Raw genomic sequence first — 17331 nt, forward strand, 5'->3', positions numbered from 1 at the left:
GTTCATAGATCTGAACTTTATCATCATAACTCAATTTCATAATAAAACACCCCAAAAGTTAGATTTTTTCTGTCTAACTTTTGGGGTGCAGTACATTCCTAGGCTTTCTTTTTACAAATTATTTTCCAAGGTAGTATTCAGAAACTACGTTCAATTTTTCGTCGAATTCGAATACCAATGGTGGGAAGTTAGGGATTTCCACGTCCATGATTTCGTCATCTGACAAACCTTTGATGTGTTTTACAAGGGCACGGATTGAGTTACCGTGAGCTCCTACGAATACGTTTTTACCACCTTTAAGAGCTGGAGCGATTTTATCTTCCCAGAATGGAAGGGCACGTTCCAAAGTCACTTTCAAGTTTTCAGCATCTGGGATTACTGAGTCATCAAGTGAAGCATAACGACGGTCTGTGTGAGCTGAGTGCTCATCATCACGATCCATGTTTGGAGGCAATACATCGTATGAACGACGCCAGATGTGAACTTGCTCATCACCAAATTGTTCAGCAGCTTCAGCTTTGTTTTTACCAGTCAAACCACCGTAGTGACGTTCGTTCAAACGCCATGATTTTTCAACTGGAACCCACAATTGGTCAGAAGCTTCAAGAGCCAAGTTAGTTGTTTTGATCGCACGTTTCAATACTGAAGTGTAAGCTTGGTCAAATTCGATACCAGCTTCTTTGATCAATTTACCAGCGTCAATCGCTTGTTGTGTACCTTTTTCAGACAAATCAACATCAGCCCAACCAGTGAAAAGGTTAGCTTTGTTCCATTCAGACTCACCGTGGCGAGCAAAAACCAATTTTACCATTAGATGGATTCTCCTTTAAATTTTCCGAGGTTTTCCCTCGTTTATCTATTCTATTTTACACAATTTTTCACAAAAAAGCTAGTTAAAATCGACAAGTTCTGACAGTCAGGAAGTAAAGTCCTCTCATCCTGATTAGGAACTTCTATAATTCATTACTTTTTATTTGCAAAAATAGAGGTTCTAAAATCATTTGTTTGGTCTAGGTAGGCTTTAAAGACTGCTCTCTTAAGTTTATGGACGGCACTGTCAGTTTCTGGGTTATAGTCACTCCAACGCGTACCTTCCGCATCCTGTAAAACAGCTTGGTCCATCAGTTCTTGCAACTCATTTACTCTTTGAATGGTTTTCGTGGCATTGCTCATCCATGATTGCGTCGGATCTTTAAAAGTAACTTTATTCAAATGATCAAACTGAGCAACGCGTTCTTGATACATAGCTTTTTTAAAGGCTGCCCAAGATGAATACTGACCACCAAATAGCTTTTCTAAAACAAGTTTATCTGTCACTAATCCTTGCTTTTTACCGTAGAGATTGATTGTCTGACCATTTTGTTTAGCAATTTCTTCATATTGGTTGGAAATATATGGAACCATACCATCTTTATATCCTTTAGCAGCTAAGAGTTCATAAGCTATCCGGCGTCCCATAAGATCTCCAGGAGTTCCTTTCTCACTGCTCAATGCTGAAAAGATTGGTGCAAAGAGTTTAATCGTAAAATAGCCATTTCTCTCATAAGTACCAGCCTGATACTCACGAGCCGAAAGAATATTATTGTCAATCAAACTATCAAAGTTGGTTAGTCTCTTTGCCTCTTCTTCTGTCAATTCTTTGACTACGTTAGTGGCATAAACCTCATTTCCATCTACTGGATCTTTCACATACTTGTTCTCAATTTTTCTGAGAGCTTCCATTTTCTGGGAAACATTCAGTTTCTTAACAATAGATTGCCCTTCAAGATATTCCAACAGATAGATGAGGTCAAACATGTTATGAGCATATTTCTGGAGATCGGCTGCATCTTTGAATCGTTCCGTCGGATCTAAGACTTGTAGACGGGATCCTTCCATGCTATCTGATTTTGAATGTTTCAAGATTGAGTTAATGGTAATGGTCGCATCATTTGGATGATCTGGCGCTTGTAATAAGCCTTTAGCAAAGAACTCAGGACCAAGACCACTTCTTCTACCATAGCCACCAAGATAGATATCCTGATCTGAATCATGGGTCATCTCATGGGTATACGTAATAGCGCCATCCTTATCCAACATACGGTAAGACATATAATAGACACCATCTCCTGTTGCGTATGCACCGTGATGATTATGAACCACCTTGTTACCAACTGGTCCAAAGAATTGTTGCATTGCAGGATTTGAATTCTCAAAGTCTGCGATTGTTGAAGCCTTTCCTTCAGTATGATCATCACCAAATTTATAGGCATCATAAAGCAGGATCGTACGATAGAGTTTTTCACGTGACTGTTCATCCAAAATACGATACCAATAATCATAGTGATCTCGCTGACGCTTGGCGGTTTCACGCGCATTATCTTCAACAAACTTATTGAGTTCATCTCCAGCTTTATAGTCACTGTTGCGGTAGCGATCGTAAGCGCCAAATCCTAGACTAGACAAGGTTGAGATGACAAATACAGATCTTTCTGGCAAAGTAAGGAGAGGCAAGACCATATTGCGGTATTTCCAAATACTACTAGTAATTCGGTCATAAACACCGATAGAATACTTAGTCCCTGCTTGCTCTTGCTTAGCTTTGACCTCTGCAATAGTGGATTTTTCTTCGACAATGAAAGCTTTGGTCTGTTTTTTAAACCAGTCATTGTTGCTAGTGTTTGGTAAAAAGACTTTTCGGTAATTTTCTAGCGTGCTAAACAAATCTGTCGTTCCATGATGGCTGGCAAGACTGATACCATAAGTATCAACGTTGTTCTTAGCAAGCAGATTATTAAATCCTGATTTCCCTAACTCAATCAAAGTATCTAACGGAGATGCATTTCCTTTGCCAAAGAAATCAAGGTGATACAAGACCAAGTCTTTAATATTAACCTGACCATAGCTAAAGTTATACCAACGCTCTAAATAGCTCATACCAAGAAGCAAGGCTTCCTTGTTGCGCTTGATTTTATCTACGATGTAACCTGTCATTACTTGATTGTTTTCCACTAGACCAGCATCCGCTGACAAGAGTTTTCTCAGACTTTCTTCTAGATGTTCCTTCGTTTTAGTAAACTGTTCTTCTAAATAGAGCTCGGTTTGCTTCACTTTTGGTGAAATAGCAAGTGTGTTTCTAATAGCGTCTGAATGATAATTTACCTTCTTCAATTCTGGTAAGACTTGCTGGATAATCGTTTCTTGATTATACAAGAATTGGTTTGGCGTATAGAGAAGCCCCGTATCTCCTAGACTATATTCTGCTAACTTAGCAAAATCAGTCTGGTACTTGAGCTGGAATGTTTCAGAGGAATGATCCTGGTAATGGAGCAAGAGTTTGTTTGCAGTCTGTTTGTTGGAAATAATATCTGTGATGACTTGGTCATCCTTCATCATGACTGCTGACAAGAGTTCTTTTTGATATAAAAGACTGTTCTCGTTAACTAGGTTTCCGTATTTGACGATGGTTGCCTTGTTGTAGAAAGGTAGCAATTTTTCAATATTTTTATAAGCCAAGGCGCGCTGAGCTTGATAATGCTTCACCTTAGAAAAATCACTTTCTTTACTACCACTTGTTGAAAGAGGCTCCACTGTTGGAGGAGTGAGAGGAGTGATTTCTGCTTTTTTATTAGTCATTTCAGAAGCATCTAAAATTGTTCCTCTTTCTACAAATGATTCCTTGCTGACGACTTCTTCCCTGACCAAGGTGACATTGTAGACTCTATTAGCTTTGTTGCTGAATATATTAGCCACCTTCATTTCATTATAGTGGTAACCGGTAATAGCATTCCCGTTGGTTACATTGACATCACTTAGTACATTGGTCAATCTTCCTGCATGCTGTTCCTCATTCGTCTTTCGATCCCACAAATATCCAGCCACACCTGCAACTCTACCAAAGTGCTTGACATTGTTGATATCACCTTCAGCATAGCTATCCTGTATATGCGCATCTTGATCTACTAGACCTGCTAGCCCACCAACAGTCTGATCTGAACTATTCGTGTTGGAGGAAATGGCTACTGTCGCTTTTGACTTAGTCAGTGAAGCTCTGCCTCCTGTCAAATGACCGACCAAACCACCAATATTGTATGCCGCAGTCGTTTCGTAAGTATTAACAATTCTTCCCTTAAAACTGCTCTCTGTGATGCTTGATTGGTCTGCCTTAGCCAACAAACCACCGATACCACGTTCCCCAGCCAGAACACCATCGACATGAACTTGCTTAATCTTTGTGTTATCCGTAGCTTCATTGGCCAGTGAACCGATATCATCTTTACCTGAAATAGAGACATTTTTCAGACTCAATTTTTCTACTCTAGCCCCTCTCAATGTGGCAAACAGTGGCTTTTTCAAATTGTAAATAGCATACTGCTTACCATCTTTTTCACCAATCAACTGACCAGTAAAGGTGCCCTTGATGTAAGATCTGTCATCAGGTCCCAACTCCACTTCGTTGGCATTCAAGCTAGCCGCTAAATGATAGGTTCCAGAGAGATTCTTGTTGATTGCTTTAACCAGGTTGCTAAAGGAAGTGAAGGTTGTTGTTTCTTCTGTGGCCTTTTTTGCGAGATAGAAGGTGAAATTATCGACATATTTATTTTCTAGCTCTTGCTGGAGTTTCTCAGCTTTGGCTATGATTTTATAAACTGATTGTCCATTTTTTATTTCTGCAGTTATTGAAGCGACAGGTAGATAGACATCTTTGAATGACGACGATTTGACCTTAACAAAGTAAGTGTCTGGATTACTTGGAACACTGTCTAAAGAAACATGTTGTTTGTAAGTACCATTGATCTGACTATACAACTCCAGATCAGAAACATTTCTTAATTCGATTGTTTTTTCTGGATCTTTTTCTTTTGGTTTTTCAGCCGGATTTTCTGGTTTTTCTTGCTCAATATTGCCAGTATATTCTGGAAGAGGGGCAATTTGTTCGGGTTCAACAATCGCTCCGGATTGGGTACCTGTATAAGATGGTTTCGATGGTACCTGTTCTGGTTCGACTATTGCTCCAGATTGAATGCCGGTATATTCTGGTTTTTCATTTGTCTCAGGGGCTACAACAGCTCCCGATTGCTCACCTTTATATTCTGGCAAGGAAGGCTGAGTCTCCGGTTCGACGATGGCACCAGCTTGAGTTCCCTTGTACTCTGGTTGTGGAGCTACTTGCTCTGGTTCAACAACCGCTCCGGACTGGGTACCTGTATAAGATGGTTTCGATGGTACCTGTTCTGGTTCGACGATGGCTCCAGATTGGGTGCCAGTATATTCTGGTTTTTCGGCCGTCTCAGGGGCTACAACAGCTCCTGATTGCTCATCTTTATATTCTGGTAAGGAAGCATGGGTCTCTGGTTCAACAATCGCACCAGCTTGAGTTCCCTGATATTCAGGTAGCGGAGCTACTTGCTCTGGTTCAACAACCGCTCCGGACTGGATGCCTGTATAGGATGGATTCTCAGCCGTTTCTGGTTCGACAATTGCTCCAGATTGAATGCCAGTATATTCTGGTTTTTCGGCCGTCTCAGGGGCTACAACAGCTCCCGCTTGAGTTCCTGTATACTCTGGTGTTGGTGGCACCTGTTCAGGATCTACGATTGCTCCAGACTGTTCGCCTGTATAGGCTGGTTTGTCAGTCGTTTCTGGTTCCACCAAAGCCCCTGACTGGACACCCCCAACCTCTGGATCAACTTTTTCCGGTTCGATGATAGCACCAGCTTGGGTTCCCTGATACTCAGGTGATGGAGCGACTTGCTCGGGTTCAACAATCGCTCCTGCTTGGGTGCCTGTATAGGCTAGTTTTTCAGCTGTCTCTGGGGCTACAACAGCTCCAGATTGCTCGCCTTTATATTCTGGCAAAGAAGGCTGAGTCTCAGGTTCCACAATAGCACCGGATTGCGTTCCCTGATATTCAGGTAGCGGAGAAATTTTCTCTGCTTTGACTATTGCTCCAGATTGTGTGCCAGTATATTCTGGTTTTTCAGCTGTCTCTGGGGCTACAACAGCTCCAGATTGCTCACCTTTATATTCTGGTAAGGAAGCATGGGTCTCAGGCTCACCTTTTCTTGCAGAATGGGGTATTTCACTCGGTACAACTGCCTTCTTAGTCCCTTTTTCTACTATACGTGGTAAGGCTTCTTCTACCTTAGTCGAGAGAACTTCTCGGAAAATTTCTTGGTTTTCAACAGTGAAAATGCGAACAAGTTCAATCTTCTTCCCAGCACGACCTTCTTGTTTGACACGAATGGTTCCCTCTGTTAGATCTGAATTTTCTTGAACCACTTCTGAAAAGTCTAGTTTGGTTACAATCTCTTGGTCTTTGTATAGGAGCTCTGGTTTGTTCACTCGACCAGCCAAGACTTCATCCTGAGGATCCACACTAGCAATACCAGACGGTTTTGGATTGGATGAATCTTGAGAAGGGATTGGCTTCTCAGCAGGGCTTGTTGGAGACTGAGCTTTCTGCTCATCTCCTAACTTTTGTCCATCATTCTTGGTCTGAAAATGAGGTTGAACCGTATCTTCTAGTTTCTGATCCCTAGTAGCAGTTTCTTGCTGATTAATCTCTTTGTCTTGCTTAATATAGCCTAGGTAAGTATAACCTGATAGGGTGCGTGGCAAAGGCAGACTATCTCCTTGGGATAATTGATATTCTTGATTATATTGGAGCAAGAGTTGATTTTCAATAGCCTGAACCGAAGAAACCAAACCGCTCCCCATGCCTGTTATCAAAACAACCTTCAACAGTGCTTTCTTCTTGCCTTTCTTTATCGAAACAGCAAAAATAAGGAGTCCAATCGAAGCGAGGACTCCACCCGAAAGGACGGTAACCAGATTACTGTGCTCACCAGTATTAGGCAACTGACCTAGTTGAGATTTATCTTCCATACGATAGACCAGATAATAGGTACTCTCACTATCTTCAGCCACTTTAGGAATATCCTTTACAATCAAGTCCTTCTCTTGCTTACTTAACTCTGTATCTGTCACATATTTATAGTGAATAGATACATTTTCTTGAGCAAATACGGTCCCACTGCTAGCAATGGACACAAAAAATAAGCTTGAAATCGAAGCTGATACAAGACCAATTGCTAATTTTCGTAAGGAAAAACGATGTTGCTTCTCTCCAAAAAACTTTTTCATGCTATATCCTCTCTATTATTTTATCCATTTCAAAATAGAAGAAGCATTTTGCTTCCTCACTATGATAGACTTACAAGAAACAAAAATACTTCTATATATATTTTGATATATTCAATCTACAACCATCATTATACTATAAAAAGAGCTCCTTGTCTCAAATAAATGCTTTAGATTTTACGAATGAAATAGTTTATTTATCCTGTAAAATTTTCCGTCAATTGGTAACAAAAAATAAGGCTAACCGCCTTCATACTGTAATAAGTATTTCTAACAAAAATTCAATTCATTCCACCTCAGTTCGAAAGATATGATTCTTCAATTTCGAATTTTTTCAAAATTTCAAAGTATAAGAATTGCCAATAATTGTCATAATTTCTCCTATCTAGTCCACGAATGGGATCAATCCAACAGAACTACCTACGATAAACAATACAGACGGTGCAGGAGGCACACGCTCATCGTCCTTGAAATACACAATAGCCACAATTCTTAAAACTAAAATAGTAACTTTCATCAATCATGAAATCATTGAAAAATCGTCAACGCCCTTCAATTACCCTATTCTAACGCCAAATCAGAAGCGACCAATAATCTCATCAAACTTATCAAACGAAATGCCTTTGTTTTTCAGAACTTTGAAAACTTCAAAAAACGATTTTTATCGCTCTGGACATCAAAAAAGAAAGGACGAATTTTGTCCTTTCTCTATCTTAGCTTTTCTTTAATCCACTACTGCTGACAAAGAACCAATCTTAGAGTTTCTCCATTTACTCTAGTTGACAAAAACTCTATTTATAGTTCAACTTTAAATTTTTTGAGGCTTCCTAAAAATAATGAAGCACCAACAATAATGACGATTCCCCCGATCCATCCTAATAATGGAACCAATGCAAGTGCAGAGCCAATAATTAATAAGACTGAGGGTGCAATAGAAATTCTATTATCATCTTTATAGTATATTAGTGAGAGAATACCTAGAATTAAAATTCCAATTTTTACTAAACTAAAAATAATAAAAATAATTCCTAAGATGACACCAACAACTTCTTCATCATCAAATATAGAGGCAATCATAATTATAATAATTGGCAAAATGGTTAGAATAGTTCCTGTAACTAAACCAATGATACCATCTAATTGAGCAAGTGTTTTCTTTTTCATCAATATTTCCTTTTCATTAAAAATTAATATTATACATTAATTTTGTTTAATATTTTCTTTTATGTCAAACTAAAATACACACACAGAAAACTTTTTTAATCTATAATTCGATTATTTCTCTTCAAATCCTTCTGCGACTGCTTCCGCAAAGTTTTCTTCTACGATGCTTGCACAGTGGTCACAGATAACTGCGTGGTAGCTACGTTCTGCTGTTGTTGGGTCGATACGACGGCAACGGTCACATACTTCACCTGCAGCGCGTTCAACTGTGAAGGATACATCTTCGAAGCTAACGGCAGCTTCTGGAGCTGGTCCTTCTGCGATGGTCAAGTCTGACACAATCAAAAGTTGAGCTACATTGCTGTTTACTGCTTCGAGTAGAGTTTTCACAACTTCGTTTGGATAAACTGTCAAGTGTGCTTCAAGCGATTTACCAATAACTTTAGCATTACGGGCTTCTTCCAAGGCTTTTTGAGCTTGTCCACGGAAGTCCATAAAGGCTGCCCATGTATCCAAGATTTCTTCTTGGTTAGCAAAAGTTTCTGCTTCTGGCAATTCTGATAATTGAACGAAGTCTTCAGCTTCAAACTCAAGATATGACCAGATTTCTTCCGCAGTGTGAGGAAGGATTGGTGTCAAGAGTTTGGTGATTTTCACAAGAATGTCATAGAAAACAGTTTGCATTTGACGGCGTTCCAATGATTTGGCACCTTCGATGTAAACAACATCTTTAGCAAAATCAAGGTAGAAGGCTGACAAATCAACGTTGATAAAGTTCACCAAGGCCTTGTAGATTGTCAAGAATTCAAAGTCCTCATAGGCATCACGAATGGTCTTGACAAGCTGGTTAAAGCGAATCGTCATGTACTTATCAACTGAACGAAGCTCATCATAAGCTACTGCATCTTGAGCTGGGTTAAAGTCAGATGTATTGGCAATCAAGAAACGAAGGGTATTACGGATCTTACGGTAAGTTTCAGAGACTTGGCTCAAGATATCCATAGAGATACGAACGTCGTTACTTGAGTCAACACTTGTTACCCAAAGACGCAAGATTTCAGCACCAAATTGTTTTTCAACATCGCTTGGAGCAATGGTATTTCCAAGAGATTTAGACATCTTCTCACCTTTACCGTCAAGGGCAAATCCTTGTGACAGAATTTGTTTGTAAGGTGCTACACCATGGTTGGCAACAGATGTGATGAGTGAAGAGTTGAACCAACCACGGTACTGGTCAGAACCTTCTAGGTAAAGGTCTGCTGGGTAAGTCAACTCAGGACGGTTTACTACCACTCCATTCCATGATGAACCTGAGTCAAACCAAACGTCCATGATATCAGTTTCTTTTTTGAACTCGCCGTTTGGTGAACCTGGATGAGTAAATCCTTCTGGTAAAAGGTCTTTGGCATCACGTTCCCACCAAATGCTTGAACCATGTTCCTCAAAGAGTTGAGCCACATGTTCAATCGTTTCAGCAGTCATGATCGCTGTACCATCTTCAGCGTAGAAAATTGGAAGCGGAACACCCCAAGCACGTTGACGAGAGATAACCCAGTCGCCACGGTCACGAATCATATTGTAAAGACGAACTTTACCCCATTCTGAGTGGAATTTCACTTTTTCAATTTCATCCAAGATTTCTTGGCGGAATTTAGAAACTGAGGCAAACCATTGTGGTACTGCACGCCAGATAATTGGTTTCTTAGTACGCCAGTCAAATGGGTATGAGTGAGAGATTTCTTCTTGGGCAAGAAGGAGGTTACCAAGTTTTTCAATAACAGTTGGGACAACCTTATCATAGAATTGACCTTCAAACTCAGGACCAGCATTCTTCATCATGATACCACGTTCGTCAACAGTCACTGCGACTTCAAGACCATTAGCAATACCAACATTGTAGTCGTCCTCACCAAAACCAGGGGCTGTATGGACAATACCAGTACCAGAGTCAGTGGTAACGTGATCACCAAGGATAACCAACTCATCTACAGCTGTATCCCATGGGTGTTCTGTTACGATGTAGTTCAATTCTTGACCACGGTAAGTTGCCAAAACTTGAACATCACCCCAACCAAACTTCTCAGACAAGCTAGCCAACAATTCTGCAGCAACCACAAACTTGCGATCTTCACCAGCAGGTTGAACCAAAACGTAATCAATATCTGCACCAACAGTCAGACCACGAGAAGCTGTGATGGTAAATGGAGTTGTTGTCCAGACTACGATATAAGTATCTGTATCTAGAACACCTTTGCCATCTTTTACCTTGTTGGCATAGTAAAGGGAAGTTGAAACCAAATCATGGTATTCAATCTCCGCTTCAGCAAGGGCTGACTCAGATGACCAAGACCAGTAAACTGGTTTTGCACCACGGTAGATATAACCTTTATTAGCCATCTCACCAAATACACGGATTTGAGCTGCTTCATAGTCAGGAGTCAAAGTCACATATGGATTTTCCCAGTCACCAGAAACACCCAAACGTTTGAAGTCTTCGCGTTGTTTATCTACTTGAGAAAGAGCGTATTCACGGCAAAGTTTCAAGTACTCAACCAAGTCCATTTCTTTACGTTTGACACCTTGTTTTGCCAAAACTTGCTCGATTGGCAGACCATGAGTGTCCCAACCTGGGATAAATGGTGCGTAAAAACCTGACATTGATTTTGAACGAACAATGATATCTTTTGAAATTTTGTTCATAGCGTGTCCAACGTGAATATTTCCGTTCGCGTATGGAGGGCCATCATGCAAGGTGAAATGAGGTTTTCCTTGGTTCAATTCTTGACGACGTTGATAAAGCTTTGCATCTTCCCACTCCTTTTGCCAAACTGGCTCTTTGGTAGGAAGTCCTGCACGCATTGGGAAAGCTGTTTTCCCAAGGTTAAGGGTATCTTTGAGTTTCATGGTATCTCCTTTATAAATAATAACAAATTAAAAACCACGACTGCCAAAAAGGACGAAAATCGTGGTACCACCTTTATTCGGAAAAAGATTTAGTCTTTCTCCCTCTTATCCCGTAACGTGGGGAACGTCAAATCTTACTAGCTTCAGACTTGAGTTTTTGAGAGGATAATCTTATCATTAGGGATTACAGGACTCACACCATCTCCTGCTCGCTGGAAATATAAGGATAAGATATTGTTCTCAGATTATTTCTTATAAAATTGTAACAGATTCTTGCGGTGCCGCAAAACCTGGTTCTGAGTTTACAGCTTCAGTAGCTGGTGTTGGACCTGAGTAATGGCTTGGAGCTACTTCTGGCTCCTCATACATTGGACCAACTGGATGAGCTGGACTTTCTTCAACAACCGGAGCTGGTGAAACCACTTGTTCTTGTTCAGCTCTTGCTTCGGCTTCTGCAAGTTCCTTATTAGCCGCTTCGATACGCGCTTGCAACTCTGCCATTTCCTCGGGAGAAAACTGGCGAGTAATATCAATTGGTTCTTCCTCTGGATGTTGTTGCAAGACAGAATCACCTAAGACTTCGCTGACCACTTCTTTGAAAGCCTCATCACTTGTCTGAAGATAAGTAGCTGTTGGACGAAGAATATCTTCCCAATCTGAAGATTCAACAATTGCTAACTGGCTCTCAATTGTAGATTTGAGACGTTGGTGGAAGACACGGCTCTTGTTCTTCAATTCTTCTGTTTCAACAGCAACTTTCTTGGCATTATCAGTTGCTTGACGAAGAATTTCATTCGCCTTGTATTTAGCTTCTTCCAACAAACGTTGTGCATCCTGCTCTGCTTGGTGAATGATATTGTTTGAACGTTCAGTTGCAGCTTGTTTTACTCGCTCAGCTGTATCTTGTGCAATCAATACAGACTGGCTCAATGAATCTTTCATCTCATCAAAGTAAGACAAACGCTCTTCCAAACTCTTAATATGTAAATCCTTATCATGATTAGAGCGAACCAAATCTTCATAATCACGGACTACAATATCTAAAAATTCATCTACTTCTTCTTGATCGAACCCTCTAAAGCGTGTGCTAAAGGTTTTATCTTTGATTTCTAACGATGTAATTGGCATATTTTTCCTCACTTACTTAATAACAATTGGACCGTTAATTTCTTTTTATCTTTTTTTGTTTGCCCATTATCTCTAACGAGTTTCAATCGACCAAATTTCCTAACACTAATCAAATCACCAACTTGAACTGCATAATCTGATTTTTCAACTAAATGGTAATTCACTTGGACTGCCTGTTTTTCAATTAACTGACTTACCTGATTTCTAGACAGTTTTAATACACCTGCTAGAAAAACATCTAATCTAGAACTAGCAATACAAATATCTAATTCTTGATAATCTTCTACTGTAGCAATTCTCTCAGTAAAATGCCGTTCTTCTAGACGAACCGGTAAACGAGCAATTTTCGTAATGCCGTCTTGAAAAAGGAGCATAAACTGTCGATTAATGATAATCTGTGCCCTCTCTTCGTTGACTAAGATATCACCAAATAGCTTCCTATCAATTCCGAGCTTGTTTAAAACAGTACCTAATATTTTTGCATGCGTTAGGCGTTCAAACTTATTAGGATAGACAATTTCTTGCAAGGAAAGTTCAAAATCAGAGAATTCTGGCTCAAAATAATCAGGATACAGGAGTACCCGTACATATTCAGTTTCAAGAAACTGCCGACTGCTCATGTAGGAGATGCTGTTGGTTGATGCTAGCACCTTTAAAATCTTTTCTTGATGGGGATTTACAAAAGGTGTTAAAAAAGGAGAATAAGAATCTTCTACCTTTTTTATCCATTCTACTCCCTTATCAATAAAAGACGAATCATTCTTAGAAAAGTGTTGATAAATCATCTTGTTCATAGAAAGATCACTAAAAGTCGAATCAACTGTTCCCCTAGGAAGTGAACTAGTAATACCGCAATCCAGACAGACAAGTCAAGACCTGCAATCTGGAGAGGTAAACGTTGCAAGGGAGCTACTATCGGTTTCACTAAACTAATAATCAAGCGTCCAAGACGTGATTCATAAGCATTAGGAAACCAAGACATCAGAGCAAACACGATTAAAATCAGTGAATAGATATCCACTGCATTTTGAACAAAACGAATGAGAAAGATCATTATCTCACTCTCGTACGTTTCATATCAAAGCCAAATTCACCATTTTGTGATTCATCTGGAATTTTGATGTCTTCAATATTGACGACAACATCAACTGGTGTCAGCAGGTACATAGTAGATGCTACCTTTTTCATGTTACCAGCTAAAACGTGGCGCGCCCCATCCAGATAATCCAAACAACGACGTGCTTGAACTTCTGTCATATATTGGAAATCAATCAAAATACTTTCGTTACCAGCTAATAAATCAACAATATCTGTGGCATCTTCGTATTTACGTGGATAACGAACATCAATTGTCACCTTATCAGTAGAACGTTGACTTTGCATAGCCAACTCTTGTTGACGGGCATGAAGACGAGTGATGTTTTTATCTTTAGATGGCGTGCTAGCAGCTTGTTGAGGCAACTCTTGAACAGAAGGGACTGGAGTCACAATCGGCTCTTCAGCTTTAGGCTGATATGCAGTACCAACATCTTCTCCATCTTCTGTAAAATAATCTATAAATTTATCAAATCTATCTTTTAAAGACATATTTCTTTCCTATTTAAAAAATGCTGTACCAATTCTGACAAATGTTGAGCCAAATTCAATCGCTTCCTTGTAGTCACGACTCATACCCATACTCAAGTCCGTCATTGGCATATTGGGAATTTGTTTTTCTCTAATTTCTAGTTGCAAATCCTGAGTAGCTTTAAAAATTTCTTTCAACTCATCACTACTAGCTTCAAAAGGAGCCATGGTCATCAAGCCGACATATTCAATTTTATCTAAGGTGGCCAATTCTGGCAAGAGCTCTAATAGTTCTTCCCTTGAAAAACCATGTTTGCTCTCTTCCCTTGAGATATTTACTTGTAAGAAACACTTAACAACTCGGTCACTTCTTTTTTGAATTTCCTCTGCTAGCTTTAATGAATCCAAAGCGTGGAAATAATCAACATACTGAATGACATCTTTGACCTTGCGTCTTTGCAAGGTTCCAATCAAATGCCAGGTAATATTTCTATCTTTTAAAGCTTCATATTTCTCAAGAAATTTATCCACACGATTTTCACCAATATGATGCACACCTAGCGGAAGCAAAGCCTCCGCTGTCGGTACGTCTACATATTTTGTAACAGCAACAACCGAAACAGAATTAGCTTCTCTTCCTGACTGCTGACTTGCATCTTTTATTTGTTGAAAAACACGTTCTGTATTTTCTTTCAAATTCATTTACTTAACGATTTTTGAAAAATGGAGGAGTGTCTAATTCATCCTCATCGTGTAAAGATGGTGCTTCGAAACGTTCAACTGGTGATACAACTGAATCAGTTGGACGGACAATTGTCTCACGACGCAAGTCCCAATCACCAAATGCTGAAGTTTGAGAAGGTTCTGTGCGACGAGGTGCTGGACTTGGAATTTCTGCAGTTTCAGCCATGTCATAATGACGATCATGGTTACGTGCATGACTTGGGCTTACTTGCTCATGACGAACTGCTTGTTTTGGTGCATGTCCAACAACTTTTTCAACACGATCTTGACGAACACCAGTTGCAACAACTGTTACGCGAATTTCATCACGCATGCTTTCATCAATAGATGTTCCCAACCAGATGTTCACTCCTTGACCAGCTGCTTGATTGACGATTTCTGATGCTTCTTCAGCTTCAATCAAGGTCAAATCAAGACCACCAGTAACGTTAACGATAACATCTTCAGCACCGTCAATAGTTGTTTCAAGAAGTGGTGAGTAGATTGCCTTACGAGCTGCTTCTACCACACGTTCTTCTCCACTACCGATACCGATACCCATCAAGGCGTTCCCTTTATTTGCCATAACTGTTTTCACATCGGCAAAGTCAAGGTTAATCAAACCAGGGTTTGTAATCAAATCCGTAATCCCTTGAACACCTTGGCGAAGTACGTTATCTGCTTCGCTAAGAGCTTCAAGAAGTGGAGTTTTCTTATCAACAATTTCAAGCAAGTTGTTGTTTGAAATAATCAATAGGGTATCCACATGTTCACGAAGTTGGTTGATTCCTTCAACAGCAAATTGACCACGTTTGCTTCCCTCAAAACCGAAAGGACGTGTCACAACACCAACTGTAAGAGCACCCAAATCTTTAGCAATACGAGCAATAACAGGAGCCGCACCAGTACCTGATCCACCTCCCATACCAGCAGTAATGAAGACCATATCCGCTCCACTGATAGCAGCTGTCAATGTTTCTTCGCTTTCTTCAGCAGCTTTACGACCAACTTCAGGTTGACCTCCAGCACCCAAACCACGAGTCAATTTAGGACCCAATTGAATTACTGTCTCTGCTTTAGTACTACTCAAAGCTTGTACATCTGTGTTTGCTGCGATAAATTCTACGCCTGCAACACCTTCGTCAACCATGCGGTTAATGGCGTTACCGCCACCTCCACCAACACCGATTACTTTAATAACTGCACCTTGAGCTGCTGCTGTATCAAATGAAAATGTCATAGTTTATTTTTCCTCTTTTATTCATCAAACATGCTTCCGATTAAGCCACGGAAACGATCTGCGATTTTTGGTTTATTTTGAGAAGATACTTTATCTTCTTTCGGAGCAACTACGTTCGTAGAAGCTGATTGCTCTACCTCAGTATTTTGAACTGGTTGAATAGGAGTAGGTTGTGCTACTTGCGTAACGCGTTGAATCATCCCACCAAAATTAATTGGTTGGTGACGCAAAGTATCTTCACCCTTGACTGCTCTTTGTGCTAATAAATGCACCTCAGTCAATTGACCAGCAAATTCAGACAAGCTAATCACATGAGCGAAGGCAGGATTACGGATTCCAACTTGATTTGGAACGTAAAGTTTGACACCAACGCCAAAGACTTCCTGTGCAAGTTCTACAACACCTGGTAAAATAGCATTTCCACCAATCAGAACAATCCCACCTGGAAGATCCAACAAATGTCTTCTTTCCAACTCTTGTTTGATTTGTTCAAAAATGTGCTTAATGCGGGCTGAAATAATCTCTGCTAGGTAGCTTTCTGTAACTTCTACAGGCTCTACTTCACCAATTACTTCAACTTGGAAGGTTTCATTGCTTGCAAGTGAAGGGTAGGCTTCACCATAGTTTAATTTCAATCCTTCAGCTAATTTCTGTGAAGTCTTCAAGACCTTAGAGATATCTTTTGTGACATAATCTCCACCTTCTTGAAGAATATTTGTAAACTGGAGTTCTTGGTTACGGATTGTAGCAACAGTTGTTTGACCTGCTCCCATATCAATCACAGTAGCTCCAAATTCACGCTCTCCTTCGTTCAAGACTGAACGAACCAAAGCCAATGGTGAAATAATAATATTTTCAACTTGAACACCTGAGCGCTCAACTGTCTTGCGTAAATTGTGAAGAATAGTACGTGGACCTGTGTAAAGCAAACCACGCATTTCAAGACGAACCCCCATCATACCACGTGGGTCACGAATGCCTTGGAAACCATCTACGATAAATTCTTCTGGAATAAAAGTAATGACTTCACGATCTGGTGTCATACTCTTTGTCAAGGCTGATTTAACAACATTTTCAACATCTTGATCTGTAATTTCTTTTGTATCAGATGTAACTGGAATCATACCTTGAGTTGGTTCTACCTGCAAAAGATTTCCAGGCAAACCAACATTCACTGATTTGATTGAAATGCCAGCTTTCTCTTCTGCTTGGGAAATAGCTGACTTGATAGCAGTTGCTGCTGCTTCAATATCAACGATAATCCCATCCTTTACACCTTTACTCTTGGCATTACTTACACCAATTACGTTTAGTTCACCATTTCTATGCTCGGCAACCAATACTTTAATCGAATTAGTTCCGATATCTAAGCCTGTAAAAAAACCATCTCTAGCCATTACATCGCATCCTCTCTCTTCCAAGTTTCAAACTTCTATTCAATATAGCTAAAATAGGGCATAGCTATTCACAGAATATTATAACAC

Annotated in this window: 11 protein-coding genes and 1 pseudogene; 1 reads left to right on the plus strand and 11 read right to left on the minus strand. The window is 39.9% G+C overall.

Features of this window, described 5'->3' with window-relative positions:
- Window positions 1-118: 118 nt before the first annotated feature.
- Together B7692_RS08310 and B7692_RS08315 are read right to left on the minus strand one after the other, a co-directional pair.
- Window positions 119-811, minus strand: a complete 693-nt coding sequence (locus B7692_RS08310) for a phosphoglycerate mutase (RefSeq protein WP_084930419.1) — start codon at window positions 809-811, stop codon at window positions 119-121.
- A 152-nt stretch (window positions 812-963) separates the two neighbouring features.
- Window positions 964-7125 carry a ZmpA/ZmpB/ZmpC family metallo-endopeptidase gene (locus tag B7692_RS08315; protein WP_084930420.1) on the minus strand — a complete coding sequence of 2054 codons (6162 nt, stop codon included), beginning with the start codon at window positions 7123-7125 and terminating at the stop codon, window positions 964-966.
- 532 nt (window positions 7126-7657) lie between these two features.
- On the opposite strand from B7692_RS08315, the pseudogene B7692_RS08320 reads away from it, so the two are divergent.
- Window positions 7658-7839, plus strand: a pseudogene (locus B7692_RS08320) (transposase); the annotation flags it as partial.
- Window positions 7840-7917: 78 nt separating this feature from the next.
- On the opposite strand, the gene B7692_RS08325 reads toward B7692_RS08320, so the two are convergent.
- From B7692_RS08325 to ftsA, 9 genes are all read right to left on the minus strand, one after another.
- Window positions 7918-8286: a hypothetical protein gene (locus tag B7692_RS08325; protein ID WP_084930421.1), complete on the minus strand. Its 369-nt coding sequence runs from the start codon at window positions 8284-8286 to the stop codon at window positions 7918-7920.
- 111 nt (window positions 8287-8397) lie between these two features.
- Window positions 8398-11190, minus strand: coding sequence for an isoleucine--tRNA ligase (gene ileS / locus B7692_RS08330; RefSeq protein WP_084930422.1), 2793 nt, complete (start codon window positions 11188-11190; stop codon window positions 8398-8400).
- Between the two features lie 252 nt (window positions 11191-11442).
- Complete coding sequence (locus B7692_RS08340) at window positions 11443-12318, minus strand: DivIVA domain-containing protein (protein WP_025172902.1); 876 nt, start codon at window positions 12316-12318, stop codon at window positions 11443-11445.
- Between the two features lie 8 nt (window positions 12319-12326).
- Window positions 12327-13112 (minus strand): YlmH family RNA-binding protein, encoded by a 786-nt coding sequence (locus B7692_RS08345; RefSeq protein WP_084930423.1) that lies wholly within the window; start codon window positions 13110-13112, stop codon window positions 12327-12329.
- Entirely contained in the window at window positions 13109-13372 is a 264-nt protein-coding gene (locus tag B7692_RS08350) for a YggT family protein (RefSeq protein ID WP_000576496.1), read from the minus strand. Before B7692_RS08350 ends, B7692_RS08345 begins: the two co-directional genes overlap by 4 nt.
- Entirely contained in the window at window positions 13372-13905 is a 534-nt protein-coding gene (locus tag B7692_RS08355; RefSeq protein WP_049502426.1) for a cell division protein SepF, read from the minus strand. The genes B7692_RS08350 and B7692_RS08355 overlap by 1 nt, the downstream gene beginning before the upstream one ends.
- 9 nt (window positions 13906-13914) lie before the next feature.
- Entirely contained in the window at window positions 13915-14586 is a 672-nt protein-coding gene (locus B7692_RS08360; protein ID WP_004261850.1) for a YggS family pyridoxal phosphate-dependent enzyme, read from the minus strand.
- A gap of 4 nt (window positions 14587-14590) precedes the next feature.
- A complete protein-coding gene (gene ftsZ, locus B7692_RS08365; protein WP_084930424.1) occupies window positions 14591-15847 on the minus strand; it encodes a cell division protein FtsZ in 1257 nt (418 codons plus the stop codon).
- A gap of 17 nt (window positions 15848-15864) precedes the next feature.
- Window positions 15865-17244 (minus strand): cell division protein FtsA, encoded by a 1380-nt coding sequence (gene ftsA / locus B7692_RS08370; protein WP_004257776.1) that lies wholly within the window; start codon window positions 17242-17244, stop codon window positions 15865-15867.
- Between the last annotated feature and the right edge of the window lie 87 nt (window positions 17245-17331).

It is taken from the genome of Streptococcus mitis (genome assembly GCF_002096925.1).
In the GTDB taxonomy this organism is placed as follows: Bacteria; Bacillota; Bacilli; order Lactobacillales; family Streptococcaceae; genus Streptococcus; species Streptococcus mitis_AF.